Origin of the sequence: Nocardioides sp. NBC_00163 (assembly GCF_045206295.1) — a bacterium.
GTDB lineage: Bacteria > Actinomycetota > Actinomycetes > Propionibacteriales > Nocardioidaceae > Nocardioides.
Window position 1 is genome coordinate 4,993,635 of sequence record NZ_CP108155.1, and the last position, 18,416, is coordinate 5,012,050.

Sequence of the window (18,416 nt, forward strand, 5' to 3'; positions counted from 1 at the left end):
CCGATGGCGCCTGCCGAATAGCACCCCACACACAACAGTTCGTTAGTCTTGGCAGGACAACCACTCTGCTGAAGGACCGCTTTGTTCGCCACGCTCTCCGACCGGCTCGCCACGACGTTCAAGAACATTCGGGGCAAGGGCCGCCTCACCGATGCCGACATCGACGCCACCGCTCGCGAGATCCGCATCGCGCTGCTCGAGGCCGACGTCGCGCTGCCGGTGGTGCGCGAGTTCGTCGGCCGGGTCAAAGAGCGGGCGCGCGGCGAGGAGGTCAGCCAGGCGCTGAACCCCGCCCAGCAGATCGTCAAGATCGTCAACGACGAACTGGTCACGATCCTGGGTGGCGAGACCCGCCGGCTCCGCTACGCCAAGACCGGCCCGACGGTGATCATGCTCGCGGGTCTGCAGGGTGCCGGTAAGACCACCCTGGCCGCGAAGCTCGCGCTGTGGCTGAAGGAGCAGGGCAAGGCCCCGCTGCTGGTGGCCGCCGACCTGCAGCGCCCCAACGCGGTCAACCAGCTCCAGGTCAACGGTGAGCGCGTCGGCGTTCCCGTCTACGCACCCCAGCCCGGCAACGGTGTCGGAAACCCGGTCGACGTGGCTCGTGACGCCATCGAGGAGGCCAAGCGCAAGCTCCACGACGTGGTCATCGTCGACACCGCCGGCCGCCTCGGCATCGACGAGGAGCTGATGAAGCAGGCCGCCGACATCAAGGCGGCGGTCAACCCCGACGAGGTCCTCTTCGTCGTCGACGCGATGATCGGTCAGGACGCGGTCAACACCGCGCAGGCCTTCCTCGACGGCGTCGGCTACGACGGCGTGGTGCTCACCAAGCTCGACGGTGACGCCCGCGGTGGTGCGGCGCTCTCCATCGTCCAGATCACCGGCAAGCCGGTCATGTTCGCCTCCAACGGCGAGAAGATGACCGACTTCGACCTGTTCCACCCCGACCGGATGGCCGGCCGCATCCTCGACATGGGCGACATGCTCACCCTGATCGAGCAGGCCGAAAAGACCTTCGACCAGGGGCAGGCCGAGAAGGACGCGGCCAAGATCGCGACCGGCGAGTTCACGCTCGAGGACTTCCTCAAGCAGATGCAGCAGCTGCGCAAGCTCGGCTCGATGTCGAAGCTGATGGGCATGCTGCCGGGCATGGGCCAGTTCCGCGAGCAGCTCGACAACTTCGACGAGCGCGAGATCGACCGGATCCAGGCGATCATCCAGTCGATGACGCCGGCGGAGCGCGCCAACCCGAAGATCCTCGACGGCTCCCGCCGCGCCCGCATCGCGAAGGGCTCGGGTCGCCAGGTCTCCGACGTCAACCAGCTCATCCAGCGCTTCACCGAGGCGTCGAAGATGATGAAGCAGCTCGCCTCCGGCGGCGGCATGCCCGGGATGCCCGGCGCGCCCGGTGCGAGCTTCGGCAAGCGTGCCGGCGCCAAGCAGGTGGCCCAGAAGAAGAAGGGCAAGGGGGCGCGCAAGTCCGGCAACCCGGCCAAGGCCGCTCAGCAGGCGAAGGCGGATGCCGAGAAGAAGCCGGCTGCCGCCAACCCGTTCGGGATGCCGGGTGGCGAGGAGATCGACTACGAGAAGGCCGCCGCCGATCTCAACCTGCCCTCGGACTTCTCCAAGTTCCTCAAGTAGGAGTCCTTCCAGGTGAGCACGGTGCTCGTCGTCGACGGCGCCAACGTCGTGGGCGCCCGCCCGGACGGCTGGTGGAAGGACCGGGCCGGCGCCGCGCGCCGGCTTCACGAGTCGCTGCTGGTCGCCGATCTCCCGCAGGACCGGATCGTCCTGGTCCTGGAGGGACAGGCCAAGGGCGGCGTACGTCCGGGCAGGGACGCCCACGTGCACACGGTCCACGCGCCCAAGGACGGCGACGCCGCGATCGTCGGTGTCGTCCGTGAGGCGCTGGAGAAGGGCGACCGGGTGACGCTGGTGACCGCCGACCGTCTGCTCCAGGCCCGCTGTGGCGGCGCTACAGCTCTGGGACCGTCCTGGTTGCTTGACCAGATCTGAGGAAATCGAGGGGTTACGCACGCGTAGCCATTGACCGCGATTGTGATCGCCGTCACGCTGGGAGCGCTCTCACGAGCCGCGGCACCCCAACGCCGAGGTGCCGACAGATCACTCTCAGGAGGCCTGTCCCGTGCGAACACACAGACAGCGCGGCGCGATCGGCGGAGCCTCGGCTCTCGCCGGCCTGCTCTGCGCCACGCTCCTCGTAGCCCCAGCGTCAACCGCAGCGTCCCCCAGCGTGTCCGCCACCGATGCGCTCACGCGCTCGGGCCACGCGCTGCCCTACAAGAACCCACGCCTCGCCACCAAGACCCGCGTCGCCGATCTGCTGGCCCGGATGACGCTGGCCGAGAAGGTCGGCCAGATGGCCCAGGCCGAGCGCGCGGACGTCGCCGCCAACCCCGGCCAGATCGCCGAGCTCGGGCTCGGCAGCGTACTGTCCGGCGGCGGCTCGACCCCCGCCGAGAACACCCCGGAGGCCTGGGCCGACACGGTCGACGCCTTCCAGGAGCAGGCGCTCTCGACGCGGCTGGGGATCCCGCTGCTCTACGGCGTCGACGCGGTCCACGGTCACGGCAACCTCAACGGCGCGACCGTGTTCCCGCACAACATCGGACTCGGTGCGACCCGCGACCCGAAGCTCGCCGAGCGGATCGGGCACATCACCGCGGAGGAGACCCGCGCCTCCGGCCCGCAGTGGAACTTCGCCCCGTGCATCTGCGTCGCCCGCGACGACCGGTGGGGGAGGACGTACGAGTCCTTCGGGGAGAGCCCGAAGCTCGCCGCCCAGATGGCGCAGATGATCGAAGGGCTCCAGGGCGACAAGGGTGAGCTCGACGATCCCGACCGCGTCCTGGCCACTGCCAAGCACTTCGCCGGCGACGGGTTCACGACCTTCGGGACCGGCGAGGGCGACTACACCATCGACCAGGGCATCACCCAGGCTTCGCGCGCCGAGTTCGACAAGCTGGCGCTCTCGCCGTACGTCACCGCCATCAAGAAGCACGACGTCGGCTCGGTGATGCCGTCCTTCTCCAGCGTCGACTGGACCGAGGACGGCCTCGGCAACCCGCTCAAGATGCACGCCCACGAGGAGCTCGTCACGGGCTGGCTCAAGGAGAAGCAGGGCTTCGACGGCCTGGTGATCTCCGACTGGCGGGCGATCCACCAGATCCCGGGGACGTACGCCGAGCAGGTCGCCATCTCGGTCAACGCCGGCGTCGACATGTTCATGGAGCCGTTCTCCGGTGACACCGTCGGCTACCCGCAGTTCATCGAGACGCTGACCGCCGCGGTCGAGGACGGCGCCGTCCCGATGGCCCGCATCGACGACGCGGTCTCCCGGATCCTGACCGCCAAGTTCGATCTCGGCCTCTTCGAGAAGCCGTTCACCGACCGGCGCAACATCGATGAGATCGGCAGTGCCGCCCACCGTCGCGTCGCGCGCGAGGCCGTGGCCAAGTCGCAGGTCCTGCTCCGGAACAAGCACACGCTGCCGCTCTCCGGGCGCGACGACGTCTACGTCGCGGGCAGCAAGGCCGACAGCATCGGTGACCAGGCCGGCGGCTGGACGATCACCTGGCAGGGCAACTCGACCCACCAGATCCCCGGCGACACCATCCTCGACGGCATCGAGTCCGCTGCCCGCGGCGAGGTGACCCACTCGCCCGACGCCTCCGCGCCGGTCCCGGCCGGCTCACACGGCGTCGTGGTCGTCGGCGAGCACCCGTACGCCGAGGGCTTCGGTGACGTCGGCGGTCCCCGCTGGGGCTACGACCCCGGCGAGGGCGGCGTGCAGCGGCCGGCGCTGACGATGCACCTCAGCGACGCCGACACCGCGGCGATCGAGACGGTCTGCGCGGCCGCGGCGACCTGCACGGTGCTCGTCGTCTCCGGGCGTCCGATGATCATCCCGCCCGAGCTGCTCGGGCAGATCGACGCCCTGGTCGCCTCCTGGCTGCCCGGTAGCGAGGGCAAGGGCGTCGCCGACGTGCTCTTCAGCAAGCGTCCGTTCACCGGCAAGCTCCCGGTGACCTGGCCCCGCTCGGTCGACCAGGAGCCGATCAACATCGGCGATTCCGACTATGACCCGCTGTTTGCGTACGGACACGGTCTGAAGACCCACCGCTAGCGAAAAGGCCCGGTCCGAGTTGTGCGAATCTTCGATTCGCGACGCTTGGATCGGGCCATTTCGGTGCATGATTCGTGCATGCAGACGCTTCGCGTAGACGTATCGGGACGAGCGCTCAGCTTCCCGCCCGACAAGATCGTCCGAATAGGGCGTTCGATTGATGCCGACGTGGTGCTCTCGTCATCCTCCGTCTCCCGCGCTCATGCGGAGCTGCGCCCGGACCCGTCCGGGTGGAAGCTGGTCGACGTCGGCTCCGCCGGAGGGACGTACGTCTCCGGCAGCCGCGTCACCGAGGTGCCGTTGACCGGGGCGACCGAGATCCAGCTCGGCCCGGTGGGGCCGGGCTCGACGATCACCGTCACTCTCGACGACGCGCCGGTCGCGGCGGGTGCTCCGCGTGCCCAGGCGCCGGCTCCGCCGCCTCCGCCGGCGATGGCGGGCGCCACCGCGGCGCCGTCCGGGGCGGCACCGGTGGCTCCGCCCCCGCCCGGCAACCTCCCGCCCGCGCCCCCGGCGCCGTCGGCGACCCAGGACATCTCGGAGATGACGATCGCGCCCGGGATGGCGCGGCCGGTCGCTCCCGGCCAGCCGCCGACCGCACCGACCGGACCCGACCTGCTGCTGGTCGCCGAGGGCAAGGAGCACCGCTTCCGCCACCCGGTCACGGTGACCATCGGCCGCGCGGCCGACAACTCGGTCGTGCTGGAGGACCAGGGCGTCTCGCGCCAGCACGCCCGGCTGGTGGCCATCCCTGGCGGCTGGACCTTCGAGAACGGCTCCCAGACCGGGTCGTTCCTCAAGGGGAAGCCGCTGGTCAGGGAGGAGATCGACGAGGAGACCGAGATCCGCCTCGGCCACCCCGTCGCGGGCGAGATTCTCAAGGTCATCCCGATCTACGCCGCCGAGGTCGAGGTCGCCCGTGCCGCCGCCAAGCGCCGCAACAAGCTGCTGCTGTGGGGCGGGATCGGCGCCGCGGCCGCGGTCGTGGTCATCGGACTGGTGGTCGCGATGTTCGTCGTGCCCGGCGGCGAGTCGGCCGCCCAGGACACCGGCCTGACCAAGGACGAGCTCAACAGTGCGCAGCGGGCCGCCGTCTGGATCACGTACGCACCGACCGAGGACACCATCGCGATGGGATCCGGGTCGATCGTCACCAAGGACGGCAAGATCCTCACCAACGCCCACGTCGCCGACCCGGCGAAGATCCCCGAGTACGCCGCCAAGGGCGAGGTCTCGCCCGAGTTCGTCAACATCCACATGACCGACCCGGCCGAGGGTTACAAGGTCGGTGAGCCCGACTACATCGCCAAGGTCATCGAGTCCGACGGCGAGGTCGACAGCGCGGTCGTGCAGATCGTCGCCGACGGCGAGGGCAACGCGGTGAACCCGTCCTCGCTGGACCTGCCGACGATCTCGCTCGGCGACTCCAACGCGGTCGACCGCGGCGACTTCATCGCCACGATCGGCTTCCCGATGCTGCCGAAGGAGAGCTTCGCGGACAAGGAGGGCGTGCTCTTCCAGCCGCCGACCGTCGCCGAGGGCAACGTGGCGACGATCCTCTCCTTCGAAGGGGAGGATCGGGCGGTCTTCGACGTCACCGCCCGGATCTCCAGCGGCAACTCCGGTGGCGCCGCGGTCAACGACGACGGTGAGCTCGTCGGCGTACCGACCTCCATCGGGTGGGACGACAACAACGTCGTCACCGGTCAGGTCATCCCGCTCGCCCAGCACTTCCCGATCCTCGAGGCCGCCGGCGTGAAGGTGCCGGGCAACTAGGTAACCTGCGTCACATGACTGCTCTGCGCTTCTCCGGCCCGGTCCTTCCCGACGGAGAGGTGCTGGACCTGTACGTCCTCGACGGCCGCATCACCTACGAGCGGCCGTCGGGGGCGGAGACCGGCGCCTCGGGCTGGATCGTGCCCGGTCTCGTCGACGCCCACTGCCACATCGGACTCGGTCCCGACGGCGCCGTCGACCAGGAGACCGCGGAGGCCCAGGCGATCGCCGACCGCGACGCCGGCGCGCTGCTCCTGCGAGATGCCGGCTCCGCCGCCGACACCCGCTGGGTCCAGTCCCGCGAGGACCTGCCCCGGCTGATCCGCGCCGGCCGCCACATCGGACGTACGAAGCGCTACATGCGCAACTACGCCGACGAGGTCGAGCCCGACGGCCTGGCCGAGGCCGTCGAGCGGCAGGCCCGCTCCGGTGACGGCTGGGTCAAGCTCGTCGGCGATTGGATCGACCGTGCCGAGGGGGACCTGAAGCCGTCCTTCCCGGCGGAGTCGTTCGCCGAGGCGATCAAGGTCGCCCACGACAACGACGCGCGGGTCACGGCGCACTGCTTCGGTCACGAGGTGCTGCCCGGCCTGATCGAGGCCGGGATCGACTGCATCGAGCACGGCACGGGCCTGACCCCGGATCTCGTCGAGGCCATGGCCGAACAGGGCACCGCACTGGTCCCCACCGTCGCCCAGCTCGAGATCTTCCCCGACCTGGCCGCCGCCGCAGCACCCAAGTTCCCGACGTACGCCGCCACCATGGAGGACCTCTACGCCCGCCGTCGCGAGACGATCATGAGCGCCCACGAGGCGGGGGTCGCTCTCTACGCAGGTTCTGACGGCGCGGGGGACCAGCTGCACGGCGTACTCCCTCGGGAGGTGCTCGCGATGCACCGGCTGGGCCTCCCCGCCGACGTCGTCCTCGGCGCCGCCTCCTGGCGCGCCCGGGAGTGGCTCGGCCACAACCCCGGCCTCGCCGAGGGCGACCCCGCCGACTTCGTCGTCTACGACACCAACCCCCTCGACGACCTCACCGTCCTCGCCCGGCCGGCCGCCGTCGTACTCCGGGGGAAGGTCTACGCCTGAGATTTCGCCGCTCCCGGCCACCTCTGGCAAACTGAGTTGTGTGTCCTGTGCGCAGGGACCCTCTCACCCAGCGCAACAGTGCCCGCCGAAGTTGCCTGACGGGTGTCCCCACACCGACACGGGCCTCTTCACCCATATTCGATTCCAAAGGAATACCACCAACAGTGGCTGTCAAGATCCGCTTGAAGCGCCTGGGCAAGATCCGGGTTCCGCAGTACCGCATCGTCATCGTCGACTCGCGCAAGAAGCGCGATGGCGCTGTCATCGAGGAGATCGGTCTCTACCGTCCCAAGGAGGAGCCGAGCTTCATCCAGGTCGACTCCGAGCGCGCCCAGTACTGGCTCGGTGTCGGCGCCCAGCCGACCCCGGCTCTCGAGGCGATCCTCAAGGTGACCGGCGACTGGCAGAAGTTCAAGGGCCTCCCGGGCGCCGAGGGCACCCTCCGCGTCGCCCCGCCGAAGCCCGACAAGCTCGAGCTCTTCAACAAGGCCCTCGCCGAGGCTCACGCCTCCGCCGGTGCCGAGGCCGTGACGAAGAAGTCCGCCAAGAAGGCTGAGGAGCCGAAGGCTGAGGAGCCCAAGGCCGAGGAGCCCAAGGCTGAGGAGCCGAAGGCCGAGGAGACCCCGGCCGCCGAGGCCGAGGCCTGAGCAGCATGCTCGCCGAAGCTCTCGAGCACCTCGTCCGAGGAGTCGTCGACAACCCGGACGAGGTGAGCGTGCGCGACAAGCAGCTTCGTCGCGGCTCCGTCCTCGAGGTCCGGGTCCACCCCGACGACCTCGGCAAGGTGATCGGCCGCGGCGGCCGCACCGCCACCGCGTTCCGTACGGTCATCTCAGCGCTGGCCGGCAAGGCCGGCGCGCGGATCGACTTCGTCGATGTCGACGGCGGTCGCTGAGCACGGCTGCATCAACGCACAACGGGCGTCACTCCTTCGGGGGTGGCGCCCGTTGGTTTACCCGGTTAACCGGGTAAACCTGCACTTCTCTGGCAATGCAACGCCTGAGAAGTGCAGGAATCACCGGTTAACCGGTGATTCCTGCCCGGAACCCCACAGCCCCTAATCTCACTCCTGTGGAGTTGATCGAGGTGCTGGTCGGACGGATCGGCAAGCCGCATGGCATCCGGGGGTTCGTGACTGTCGAGGTGCGCACCGACGAGCCCGACCGGCGGTTCGCCGAGGGCACGGTGCTGCGGGCGCAGCCGCCGAAGGGATCGGCGTACGCCGCCAAGCAGTTGACCGTGGAGGGCGCCCGTTGGCACGGGCAGGTGCTCCAGGTCGCCTTCGAGGAGATCACCGACCGCAACGAGGCCGAGGCCGCTCGTGGGACGCTGCTCTTCGCCGACGTCCCGGCCGAGGAGACTCCCGAGGACCCCGACGAGTACTACGACCATCAGCTCGTCGGCCTGACCGCCTTCGACGAGGACGGCCGCGAGCTGGGCACGGTGAAGGCGCTGGTCCATGGGGGAGCCCAGGACCTGCTGACGATCCGTACCCCGGACCGGCGCGACGCGCTGGTGCCGTTCGTGAAGGCGCTGGTGCCGGTCGTCGACCTCGCCGAGAAGAAGGTCGTCATCGCCGACCGCCCCGGCTTGGTCACGCCGTTCGACGAGGACGAGGGCGACGCCACGTGAGGCTCGACTACCTCACCATCTTCCCCGACTACCTCGCGCCGCTCCGGCTGAGCCTGCCGGGCAAGGCGATCGAGTCGGGGCTGCTGGAGATGCACGTCCACGACGTACGCGACTGGACCCGCGACCGACACCGCACCGTCGACGACACGCCTTACGGCGGTGGCGCCGGGATGGTGATGAAGCCGGAGCCGTTCGGCGAGGCCTTCGACGAGTTGGCGATCGACGGCGCGACCGTGATCGTGACGACGCCGAGCGGTGAGCCGTTCACCCAGGCCCTGGCTCGCGATCTGTCGACCCGGGAGAGGCTGGTCTTCCTGCTCGGCCGCTACGAGGGCATCGACCAGCGCGTGCTCGACCATGCCGCGACCCGCGCCGAGGTCCGCGAGATCTCCCTGGGCGACTACGTGCTCAACGGGGGAGAGGTGGCCGCCATGGCGATCACCGAGGCCGTCGTACGCCTGCTCCCCGGGTTCATGGGCAACGCCGAGTCGCTCGTGGAGGAGTCCCACGAGGACGGCCTGCTGGAGTACCCGGTCTACACCAAGCCCGCGTCCTGGCGTGACCTCGAGGTCCCGAAGGTGCTGCTCAGCGGCGACCACAAGCGCATCGCGCAGTGGCGCCACGACCAGGCGGTGGCCCGGACCTCCGTACGCCGCCCCGACCTGCTCCACGCATCCCAAGCAGCCACGGAGTGGGAGATCGTGCCCGCCGTACGCGCTGATGTCCCCGAGCTGCACACGCTGCAGCTCGCCTGCTGGGTGCAGGAGATGCACGACAACCCCGGCGTCGAGATCCCGCCGCTGCACGAGTCGCTCGAGGACACCGCGCGCGCTCTGGAGACGCACGACGTCTACGTGGTCCGCTCCGCCGGCCGGTTGGTCGGCTCGGTCCGTGCCCGGCTCGAGGGCGACGTCTGGGAGATCGGACGGCTGATGACCGCCCCGGACCTCCAGGGGCGAGGTCTCGGGCGTCAGCTGCTGGACCACATCCAGGCCGTGGCCCCGGCGACCGCCACGACGTACGCGCTATTCACCGGAGCCAAGAGCGAGCGGAACCAGAAGATCTACAAGAAGTCGGGGTTCCGGTTGCGCCGCGACCTCGAGGCTCCGCCAGGCGCAGTCATCATGACGAAGACACATGCGTCTCGTCGGTAACGGATCGGCAACCCAAGACTCTGTTACTTTTCTGTAACACAAGGCATCTGTCTCTGAAACGTTGCGTCGCAACGATGCCGGGCAATACGTACGACGAGCGACGTGGCTCGCGTGACGTCACAGCCACATCCCGAGACTCAATCAATGAGGCACTGAATGTCTGTCGAACTTGCATGGCAACTCCTGTGCGCGGCCCTGGTCATGTTCATGACCCCCGGCCTCGCCTTCTTCTACGGCGGTCTGGTGAAGGCCAAGTCCGTCGTCTCGATGATGATGCTGAGCTTCGGCTCGATCGCCGTCGTGACGATCCTCTATGTCCTCTACGGCGGCACCGGCATCGCCGGCAACGGCACCAGCGGTGGCAGCAAGCTGTTCGGTAACCCCTTCGAGGACTTCGGCATGACCGACCTCGTGACCTCCGCGGGCAGCGGTGACGCGGGCAACCTGTTCGGCGCACACGCCTTCCTGGTCGCCTTCTGCATCATCACCGTCGCCCTGGTCTCGGGGGCGGTCGCCGACCGTGCGCGCTTCTGGCCGTGGATGATCTTCGCGGTCTTCTTCGCCACCTTCGTGGTGTTCCCGACCTTCCGCTGGATCTGGGGCGTGGACGGCGAGGGCAACTTCTACGGCTGGCTCGCCAACAACGTCTACGGCCTCGGCGGTGCCCTCGACTGGGCCGGCGGCACGGTGATCCACCAGTCGGCCGGTGCCGCGGCGCTCGCCCTGGCGCTCGTGCTCGGTCGCCGCAAGGTCGGCTTCTCCAAGGAGGAGACGGTCGCTCACAACGTACCGCTCGTGCTGATCGGTGCCGCGATCCTGTGGTTCGGCTGGTTCGGCTTCAACACCGGTGTCTTCGGTGCCGACGAGGGTCAGACCTCGCTGATCTTCATCAACACGATCATCGCCCCGGCCGCTGCCCTGATCGGCTGGATCGTCGTCGAGCAGTTCAAGGACGGCAAGCCCACGGCCGTCGGCGCCGCGTCCGGCATCGTCACCGGCCTGGTCGCCATCACGCCCGCCTGCGCGTTCGTGAGCCCGGTCTGGGCCCTCGTCCTCGGCCTCGTCGCCGGTGCCATCTGTGCCCTGGCCGTCGAGCTCAAGTTCAAGCTCGGCTTCGACGACACGCTCGACGTCGTCGGCATCCACCTCGTCGCCGGTTTCATCGGCTGCCTGTGGGTCGGCATCTTCGGAATGGAGTCGCTCACCGGTGGCAGCCTCGTCTTCGGTGGCAGCTTCAAGCTGCTCGGAGCACAGTTCCTCTCCTCGATCACCGTGATCGCCTTCTCGTTCGTGGTGGCCTTCATCATCGGCTTCGCGATCGAGAAGACCATCGGCTTCCGCGCCAAGGAGGAGGACGAGGTCGCCGGTATCGACACCGTTCTCCACGAGCCGGGCTACTCCGAGCTCGCCTGAGTCATCGCTTCGGCCGCGAGGCCCGTCCCGGTTCGCCGGGGCGGGCCTCGCGGCGTATCTCAGCGAGGGCCGTAGGGAAGCTGCCGGGCCTGGTCCTGGATCCGGGTGCTGAGATCCTCGACCTCGGCCAGCACCGCCGGCGCCACCCAGACGGGGGAGCGGCGGGTGCGCTTGGTGCGGGTGAGGATCCCGGCTCGCTCCAAGCCGTCGATCGTCTCGGTGGGGTCCTCGTACCCGAGGCTTTTGGTGACCAGCTCGGCGTTGAGGATGGGCTCCTCGGTGAGCAGGTCGAGAAGGCGGTACGCAGCAGACCCGGGTCGTGGGTCGCCGGCCGCCTCGCCCCAGCCGCGCCGGATGCTCTCCAGCGTCTCGGCCGTCTTCCACGACTCCGTCGTCGCGATGGTCGTCGAGGCGGCGAGCATGGCGATGATCGTGGACGCGGTGCCGGCCCGGTAGTCGTTGAGGGCGGCGAAGTAGCGGTCACGATGGGCGACGAGCGCCGAGGCGATCGGGACGGCCAGGTGGCGCGAGGCGCGGCGTCGTCGGAGCACGGCGTGGATGAGCGCCCGCCCGATACGGCCGTTGCCGTCGATGAAGGGGTGGATCGACTCGAACTGGGCGTGCACGATCGCCGCCTGGGCGATGGGGGAGAGGTCATCGCGGTTGGCGAAGGCGACGAGGTCCTCGATGTAGTCGACAACCGTCTCCGGCGGCGGTGGTACGTGGAGGGTGTCGCGGGGCGCGTAGTCGGAGCCGCCGACCCAGTTCTGCACGACGCGGAACCTGCCGGCGTTGGCCGCCTCGTCGGGATGGCGTACGAACAGGTCCCGGTGAGCGCGCAGGATCGCGTCGGAGGTGATCTTCCGGGTCGTGTCGGCCTCGCTGATCAGCCGCTGCATCGCCTGGGTCGCGGATGCCATCGAGGTCGCCGAGGAATTGGCACCGATGCCGAGCAGGGCCCGACCGTAGTCGGCCAGGCTGGCCTCCACGTGCTCGATCTTGGAGGAGTCGATCGCCTCGGTGCGCAGCTGCAGGTGGTTGAGCCCGTCCATCGTCCGGCCGTGGACCAGGTCGAGATGGCGCAGCGCGCCCGCACTGGCGGTCGTCATCGCCGCCACCGGCCGCTCCAGCGCCAGGTCGAGGTCGGCGATGTGCGGCGGCAGTGCCACCGTGACCTCGCGGAGCAGCCGGTCGACGCGCGGACCGCGCGGGATCCGCTGCTTGTAGGGGCGCGTCACGTAGGTGTGCGGTGGCCAGTCGGTGTCGGTCACGGGGGAATCCTCGCAGGGGGCGCGACGTACGTCTCGATTCCCGGCGTTCCGCGGCGCTGTGGCAGACTTGTGGGCCGGTCCAGTCGGCCGAAGCACGCTCCGAAGATGACACCCGGAGGTGTCGCGACGGGCTCCTGCCACAGGGGGAACCGTACGCCGCCGGCCAGCGTGGCTGGACCACCGCCAAAGATCGCCCTGACCAGGGCATGGATGACCGCGATCGGCCTGTGGCGAGCGTGAGGAGAAAATGATGAGCAACGTACTCGCTGAGGTCGGCAACGTCGCCAAGCGCGACGACCTGCCGGAGTTCCGCGCCGGTGACACCGTCAAGGTGCACGTGAAGGTCGTCGAGGGCAACCGGTCCCGCGTCCAGGTCTTCCAGGGCGTCGTGATCCGCGTCCACGGTTCCGGCATCGGCCGCACCTTCACCGTCCGCAAGGTCTCCTTCGGCGTGGGTGTCGAGCGCACCTTCCCGCTGCACTCCCCGATCTTCGAGCAGATCGAGGTCGTCACCCGTGGTGACGTCCGTCGCGCGAAGCTCTACTACCTGCGCAACCTGCGCGGCAAGAAGGCGAAGATCAAGGAGCGCCGCGAGGCGTGAGTCGGGAGGTCTGAGGGTTTCCTGAGCATTGCGAGTCGATGAGGCTCGTTGTGGAGGGAGTCTCTAGACTCACCGCGTGACTTCGAACGACCGCGATCCTTCCGTCGGCGTAGGGCCCCAGGCCCGCTGGGACGGGCCCGAGATGGGGGGATCGCGGTCGTTCTCGTCTTCTCCTCAAGCCCCGCGTTGGGCCTCTGAGCAGCCGGGCCCGGCCAACGGCCCGCGCCGCGAGGAGGAGCACAAGCCCCGCCTGTCGGCCTGGCAGGAGGGCATCGTCCTGGTCGTGCTGGCCGTGCTGGTCGCGATCGTCGTGAAGGCCCTGTTCGTGCAGGCCTTCTACATCCCCTCGGAGTCCATGGAGCCCGGCCTGCAGGGCGGCCCGTCGGTGGCGACCGACGACCGGGTGCTGGTCGAGAAGCCGTCCTACTGGCTCGCGGGCACGCCGCAGCGCGGCGATGTCGTGGTCTTCTCCGACCCGGGCTCCTGGCTCGGTGTCGACGAGTCGGCCGGCCCCAGCAATCTCTTCGGCAAGGCGCTCGCGGTCATCGGTCTCTACCCCGAGGGCGGCCACCTGGTGAAGCGTGTCATCGGTGTCCCCGGCGACGTCATCGAGTGCTGCGACAAGCAGGGTCGGCTGATCGTCAACGGCGTCCCGATCGACGAGCCGTACGCTCGGCCCTCCCAGACCAAGTGCGGCCGCCCCAACAAGGAGGGCGAGTGCTTCGGGCCGATGCCCGGCAACCGCCACTGGGAGGCCGGACCGGTGCCCGAGGGTTCGCTGTTCGTGATGGGCGACAACCGGGCCAACTCGGCCGACTCGACCGTCCACATGTGCACGGCCAACGAGACCGACTGCGCGCTGGTGCCCTGGGTGCCCGAGGACAACGTGGTCGGCAAGGTCGTCGCGCTGGGCTGGCCGCTGGACCGGGCGAAGTGGATCCACCGGCCCGAGAGCTTCGAGGACGTGCCGGCACAGTGAGCAGTGCGCCAACCCTGCGAGTCGAGCGGTCCTTGCTGCGCGAGGGCGTCACCCATCTCGGTGCCGTCGACGAGGTGGGGCGCGGCGCGCTCTGTGGACCGGTCTCGATCGGGATCGTGGTGATCTCCGCGGCGACCCGCACAGCGCCGCAGGGCGTACGCGACTCCAAGCTGCTCACTCCCGAGGCTCGCGAGATGCTCGCGCCGAAGGTGCGCCGCTGGGCCGTCGACTCGGCTGTCGGGCACGCGCTGGCCTCCGAGATCGACGAGGTCGGGATCATGGCCGCGATGCGGCTGGCCGGTCAGCGAGCGTTGAGTGCCCTGGACGTACGTCCCGACGCGCTGCTGCTCGACGGCAACCACAACTATCTGACCCCGCCCGTGCAGGAGGGCCTCTTCGGTGAGGTCTCCCAGATGGTGGAGGAGGTCGAGGTGCCGCCGGTGACGACGATGATCAAGGCCGACATGAAGTGCGCCGCCGTCGCCGCCGCCTCGATCCTGGCGAAGACCTCGCGCGACGCGCTGATGGTCGCGCTCCACGACGAATATCCCGACTACGCCTGGGCCGACAACAAGGGCTACTCCGCGCCCGCCCACATCGCGGCGCTGGAGCGCCTGGGACCGTCGGCATATCACCGTCGCTCGTGGAGTCTTCCCGGCTCTTCGCCGGTGTTGGCTCTAGAGTCTTAAGACATGAGCGAGCGCCAGCGAGCGACCAATGACCTCAGGCCGCCGCGTCCGTATTCTTCGCTTTCCTCTACGGAGGCGGCGGCATGAGCGCGGAGGATCTCGAGAAGTACGAGACCGAGATGGAGCTGACCCTCTACCGCGAGTATCGCGACGTGGTCGGCATCTTCAAGTACGTCGTCGAGACCGACCGCCGCTTCTACCTGTGCAACCAGGTCGACGTGCGGGCGCGTACGGACTCGGGGGATGTCTACTTCGAGGTGTCGATGAACGACGTCTGGGTGTGGGACATGTATCGGCCGGCCCGGTTCGCGAAGGCGGTCAAGGTGCTCACCTTCAAGGACGTCAACGTCGAGACGCTCAATCCGACCGACATCGACCAGCCGCTGGACTGACGTACGGCTGATCTCGGGCCAGTTACCGTCCACAGGGCGATCTCGATCCGGGGTTATCCCCAGGTGCCCCGGAACCAGCCCGGATTGTCGGTGCTCGCGATGAGTCTGGACCTCGAAGCCGAAGGGCAGGAGGTCCATGATGAGTTCAACGGCGCCGGCGCGGATCGCGCTGGGAAACTACGGCGAATCGGTCGCCGAGAGGCATCTGGTCGAGGCGGGCATGACCGTGCTCGACCGCAACTGGAGATGCGCTGACGGGGAGATCGACCTGGTCCTGCGCGAGGGCGACACCCTCGTCGTCTGCGAGGTGAAGACCCGCAGCCATGACGGGTGCGGTACGCCGCACGAGGCGGTCGACAAGACCAAGCTCGACCGGCTGAAGCGGTTGGCGATCGCCTGGCTGGAGCAGCACGACGTGCGAGCTCCGGGGATCCGGATCGATCTGGTCGCGGTGATGCACGCGCCCCGTGGCTCGGCGCTGGTCGAGCACGTCAGGGGCCTGTGATGGGATACGCGCGAGCTCATGGCGTCGCCCTTCGGGGCGCTGTCGGCCACTTGGTCGACGTGCAGGCCGACGTCTCGCCCGGCCTGGTCGGGCTCACGCTGGTCGGTCGTGCCGACAGCGTGCTGGCCGAGGGGCGCGACCGGGTCCGGATGGCGATCATCAACTCGGATCTCGAGTGGCCCGCGACCAAGCGGATCACGGTGCTGCTCTCACCGGCCGACCTGCCGAAGGGCGGCTCGCACTACGACCTCTCGATGGCGTTGGCGATCCTCGCGGCCGGTGGCGAGCTCGAGACGATCGGGCTGGAACGCACGGTCTTCATCGGGGAGCTGGCGCTCGACGGCGGGCTGCGGCCGACCTCCGGTGTGCTTCCGATGGTGCTCGCCGCCTCCCACGCCGGGATCGCTCGGGTGGTCGTGCCGGAGCCGCAGGTGGCCGAGGCGCGGATGGTGCCAGGGATGGAGGTCCTGGGGTTCCGGTCGCTGGGCCAGGTGGTTGCAGAGCTGCGTGGCGAGCCGGTGCCCGACGCGCCGCCGGTTGCGACCGGCACGGGCGGCAGCCTGCTCGGGTGGCGGGGTGACCGCAGGCTCGACGACATGGACATGTCCGATCTTCGCGGCATGCCCGAGACCCGCTTCGCGGTCGAGGTCGCGGCCGCCGGTGGACACCACCTGCTGCTCAAGGGACCGAAGGGCTGCGGCAAGACCTCGATCGCCGAGCGGATCCCGACGATCCTGCCCGATCTCTCGCGTGAGGAGTCGCTGGAGGTGATGGCGGTGCAGTCGCTGGCCGGGGTGCTCGACGTCGACCGAGGGCTCCTGACCCGGCCGCCGTTCGCGGCTCCCCACCACGATGCCTCCAAACCCGGCATCGTCGGCGGTGGCACCGGCCGGGTCCGCCCGGGCCAGGTCTCGCTGTCGCACGCCGGCGTCCTCTTCCTCGATGAGTTCCCGTTGTTCAAGAGCGACGTCATCGAGTGCCTGCGCGAGCCGCTCGAGAGCGGCGACATCACGGTGTCGCGAGGCGAGGAGTCGGTGACGCTCCCGGCTCGTACCCTCGTCGTGCTCGCCGCCAATCCGTGTCCGTGCGGCAACTTCGACGCCTCGATCACCAAGGACGGCTGCATCTGCCGCGCCAATGAGCGCCAGTCCTACGAGCGGAAGGTCTCCGGACCGATCACCGACCGCATCGACATCATCCGCACGCTGCGACCGATGTCCGAGCAGAACCATGACCCGTGGGGCTCGGAGAACAGCGCCGACATCCGCGAACGGGTCACGGCGGCCAGGCGCCGTCAACGCGAGCGCTACGCCGACTTCGGGTGGCGGTTGAATGGCCAGGCCAGCGGGATCGCCCTGCGCGACAACTGGCCGCTGCCGCCATCGGCCGAGGCGCTCATCGACTCACGCATCTTCTCCGGCGCCCTGACCCGTCGTGGCGCGGTGCGCGTGCATCGCCTCGCGTGGACGGTTGCCGACCTCGCCGGGGTCGACTGGCCGGGCGTCACCGAGACCGAGACGGCGCTCGCGCTGCGCAACGGCGGCTCGCTCACGGTGTCGGCGTTCGAAGGGAGGTCGGCGTGACCGCGGCGCCCGTCGCACCGAGCTTCACCGACCTCGAGCGTGAGCGCCTGGCCCGGATCGCGCTGACCCAGCTGATCGAGCCCGGCACCCCGCTGCTCGACACCTGCATGGTGGGATCCACCGCGACCGAGGTCTACCGACGCTTCGCCGAGGAGGATCCCGACCTCGGCGACGACGGCCTCGAAGCCAGGCTGCGGCTCGCCCAGATCCACCCCGACCGCGACCTGGAGCGGGCAGCCAACGCCGGGTTCCGCTACGTCATCCCCGGCGACGAGGAGTGGCCCACCCAGGTCGAGCGGCTCGCCGGTCAGGAGCATCTTCAATACCGCACCGGCACCCCACTCGGCCTGTGGGTGCGGGGACCGCTCCTGCTCAGCGATCTCGACCGGTCGGTCGCGATCGTCGGGTCCCGGGACGCGACCTCCTACGGTGCCGACGCCGCGGCGCGGATCGCGGCCGACCTCGCGGTCAACGACTTCGTGACCGTCTCCGGGGCTGCGGTCGGCATCGATGCGGCCGCACACCGAGGCGCCCTCACCGGCCCACCGGGGAGCACCGTCGCCGTTCTCGCGGGTGGCGTCGACGTTCCTTACCCGCTCCGCAACCGGCGCCTGATCGACGCGATCGCCGAGAGCGGAGCGGTGATCTCGGAGATCGCGCCCGGGTTCCCGGTCACCCGCTATCGATTCCTCTCCCGCAACCGGATCATCGCCGCCCTCGCCCGGGGCACCGTGGTCGTCGAGGCGGCAGCGCGCAGCGGCTCCCTCAACACCTCCCACTGGGCCTACAGCATCAACACACCCGTAATGGCGGTGCCCGGTCAGGTGGGCGCGATGACCTCGGTCGGCACCCATGAGCTCGTACGCAGTGGCAAAGGCGTCCTGGTGACCGACGGTCTCGACGTACGCGAGCTCGTCGGCGACATGGGGGAGGCGGTCCCCGAGGAACCCCGTGGCCCCGTACGCCGCCGCGACTCGCTGACCTCCGTCGAGAAGCAGGTCCTCGATGCGGTCCCGGTGAGCAGCCCCTCCTCACAGCTCGCCATCGCGAGGTCGGCATGCCTGCACCCGAAGACGGCCGGCACCGCGCTGTCGCGACTCGAGGCGCTCGGTCTCGCCGAGCGGTTCCCCGACGGGTGGCAGCTGGCCCCGGGCGCGGCTCGCACCTGAGGTCCGAGCAAGCA

Annotated in this window: 18 protein-coding genes and 1 pseudogene; 18 read left to right on the top strand and 1 reads right to left on the bottom strand. The window is 69.3% G+C overall.

Annotated features, from left to right (window positions below; translation table 11 throughout):
• The first annotated feature begins 81 nt into the window (after positions 1-81).
• From ffh to OG801_RS23970, 11 genes and pseudogenes are all read left to right on the top strand, one after another.
• Positions 82-1,644: a signal recognition particle protein gene (gene ffh, locus OG801_RS23920; RefSeq protein ID WP_406031668.1), complete on the top strand. Its 1,563-nt coding sequence runs from the start codon at positions 82-84 to the stop codon at positions 1,642-1,644.
• A 12-nt stretch (positions 1,645-1,656) separates the two neighbouring features.
• Positions 1,657-2,019 (top strand): hypothetical protein, encoded by a 363-nt coding sequence (locus OG801_RS23925; protein WP_355020061.1) that lies wholly within the window; start codon positions 1,657-1,659, stop codon positions 2,017-2,019.
• A gap of 238 nt (positions 2,020-2,257) precedes the next feature.
• Positions 2,258-4,150, top strand: coding sequence for a glycoside hydrolase family 3 protein (locus tag OG801_RS23930; protein WP_406031669.1), 1,893 nt, complete (start codon positions 2,258-2,260; stop codon positions 4,148-4,150).
• Positions 4,151-4,318: 168 nt separating this feature from the next.
• On the top strand, positions 4,319-5,926 hold the full coding sequence (locus OG801_RS23935) for an FHA domain-containing protein (RefSeq protein ID WP_406031670.1): 1,608 nt from the start codon (positions 4,319-4,321) through the stop codon (positions 5,924-5,926).
• Between the two features lie 14 nt (positions 5,927-5,940).
• Positions 5,941-7,014: an amidohydrolase family protein gene (locus OG801_RS23940; RefSeq protein WP_406031671.1), complete on the top strand. Its 1,074-nt coding sequence runs from the start codon at positions 5,941-5,943 to the stop codon at positions 7,012-7,014.
• Positions 7,015-7,178: 164 nt separating this feature from the next.
• Complete coding sequence (gene rpsP, locus OG801_RS23945; RefSeq protein ID WP_160024482.1) at positions 7,179-7,661, top strand: 30S ribosomal protein S16; 483 nt, start codon at positions 7,179-7,181, stop codon at positions 7,659-7,661.
• A gap of 5 nt (positions 7,662-7,666) precedes the next feature.
• Positions 7,667-7,909, top strand: a complete 243-nt coding sequence (locus OG801_RS23950; RefSeq protein ID WP_355018087.1) for an RNA-binding protein — start codon at positions 7,667-7,669, stop codon at positions 7,907-7,909.
• 176 nt (positions 7,910-8,085) lie between these two features.
• A complete protein-coding gene (rimM, locus tag OG801_RS23955; RefSeq protein ID WP_406031672.1) occupies positions 8,086-8,646 on the top strand; it encodes a ribosome maturation factor RimM in 561 nt (186 codons plus the stop codon).
• Positions 8,643-9,311 (top strand): annotated as a pseudogene (gene trmD / locus OG801_RS23960) (tRNA (guanosine(37)-N1)-methyltransferase TrmD); the annotation flags it as partial. The gene rimM and the pseudogene trmD, both read left to right, overlap by 4 nt.
• Before the next feature lie 102 nt (positions 9,312-9,413).
• Positions 9,414-9,800, top strand: coding sequence for a GNAT family N-acetyltransferase (locus OG801_RS23965; protein ID WP_406036297.1), 387 nt, complete (start codon positions 9,414-9,416; stop codon positions 9,798-9,800).
• Between the two features lie 156 nt (positions 9,801-9,956).
• Entirely contained in the window at positions 9,957-11,213 is a 1,257-nt protein-coding gene (locus OG801_RS23970) for an ammonium transporter (RefSeq protein WP_355018085.1), read from the top strand.
• 59 nt (positions 11,214-11,272) lie between these two features.
• Here OG801_RS23970 and OG801_RS23975 read toward each other — a convergent pair whose 3' ends face one another.
• Entirely contained in the window at positions 11,273-12,484 is a 1,212-nt protein-coding gene (locus OG801_RS23975; protein WP_406031673.1) for a Fic family protein, read from the bottom strand.
• 250 nt (positions 12,485-12,734) lie between these two features.
• Here OG801_RS23975 and rplS point away from each other — a divergent pair, with 250 nt between their 5' ends.
• From rplS to dprA, 7 genes are all read left to right on the top strand, one after another.
• Positions 12,735-13,085 (top strand): 50S ribosomal protein L19, encoded by a 351-nt coding sequence (rplS, locus tag OG801_RS23980; RefSeq protein WP_350661736.1) that lies wholly within the window; start codon positions 12,735-12,737, stop codon positions 13,083-13,085.
• 76 nt (positions 13,086-13,161) lie between these two features.
• Positions 13,162-14,064, top strand: coding sequence for a signal peptidase I (gene lepB / locus OG801_RS23985; RefSeq protein ID WP_355018083.1), 903 nt, complete (start codon positions 13,162-13,164; stop codon positions 14,062-14,064).
• Positions 14,061-14,753 carry a ribonuclease HII gene (locus OG801_RS23990; RefSeq protein ID WP_406031674.1) on the top strand — a complete coding sequence of 231 codons (693 nt, stop codon included), beginning with the start codon at positions 14,061-14,063 and terminating at the stop codon, positions 14,751-14,753. The genes lepB and OG801_RS23990 overlap by 4 nt, the downstream gene beginning before the upstream one ends.
• An 83-nt stretch (positions 14,754-14,836) precedes the next feature.
• Positions 14,837-15,145 carry a DUF2469 domain-containing protein gene (locus OG801_RS23995; RefSeq protein WP_045550889.1) on the top strand — a complete coding sequence of 103 codons (309 nt, stop codon included), beginning with the start codon at positions 14,837-14,839 and terminating at the stop codon, positions 15,143-15,145.
• Between the two features lie 139 nt (positions 15,146-15,284).
• Positions 15,285-15,650, top strand: coding sequence for a YraN family protein (locus tag OG801_RS24000; RefSeq protein ID WP_160024477.1), 366 nt, complete (start codon positions 15,285-15,287; stop codon positions 15,648-15,650).
• A complete protein-coding gene (locus tag OG801_RS24005; RefSeq protein WP_406031675.1) occupies positions 15,650-17,233 on the top strand; it encodes a YifB family Mg chelatase-like AAA ATPase in 1,584 nt (527 codons plus the stop codon). The genes OG801_RS24000 and OG801_RS24005 overlap by 1 nt, the downstream gene beginning before the upstream one ends.
• On the top strand, positions 17,230-18,402 hold the full coding sequence (gene dprA / locus OG801_RS24010; RefSeq protein ID WP_406031676.1) for a DNA-processing protein DprA: 1,173 nt from the start codon (positions 17,230-17,232) through the stop codon (positions 18,400-18,402). The genes OG801_RS24005 and dprA overlap by 4 nt, the downstream gene beginning before the upstream one ends.
• Positions 18,403-18,416 lie beyond the last annotated feature (14 nt).

What these genes read in the sequence shown, in the direction of transcription:
- OG801_RS23940 (WP_406031671.1), top strand. Translation starts at nt 5,941, where the DNA reads ATGACTGCTCTGCGCTTCTCCGGCCCGGTCCTTCCCGACGGAGAGGTG.
- OG801_RS23950 (WP_355018087.1), top strand. Translation starts at nt 7,667, where the DNA reads ATGCTCGCCGAAGCTCTCGAGCACCTCGTCCGAGGAGTCGTCGACAAC.
- OG801_RS23965 (WP_406036297.1), top strand. Translation starts at nt 9,414, where the DNA reads ATGCACGACAACCCCGGCGTCGAGATCCCGCCGCTGCACGAGTCGCTC.
- OG801_RS23970 (WP_355018085.1), top strand. Translation starts at nt 9,957, where the DNA reads ATGTCTGTCGAACTTGCATGGCAACTCCTGTGCGCGGCCCTGGTCATG.
- rplS (WP_350661736.1), top strand. Translation starts at nt 12,735, where the DNA reads ATGAGCAACGTACTCGCTGAGGTCGGCAACGTCGCCAAGCGCGACGAC.
- OG801_RS23995 (WP_045550889.1), top strand. Translation starts at nt 14,837, where the DNA reads ATGAGCGCGGAGGATCTCGAGAAGTACGAGACCGAGATGGAGCTGACC.
- OG801_RS24000 (WP_160024477.1), top strand. Translation starts at nt 15,285, where the DNA reads ATGAGTTCAACGGCGCCGGCGCGGATCGCGCTGGGAAACTACGGCGAA.
- OG801_RS24005 (WP_406031675.1), top strand. Translation starts at nt 15,650, where the DNA reads ATGGGATACGCGCGAGCTCATGGCGTCGCCCTTCGGGGCGCTGTCGGC.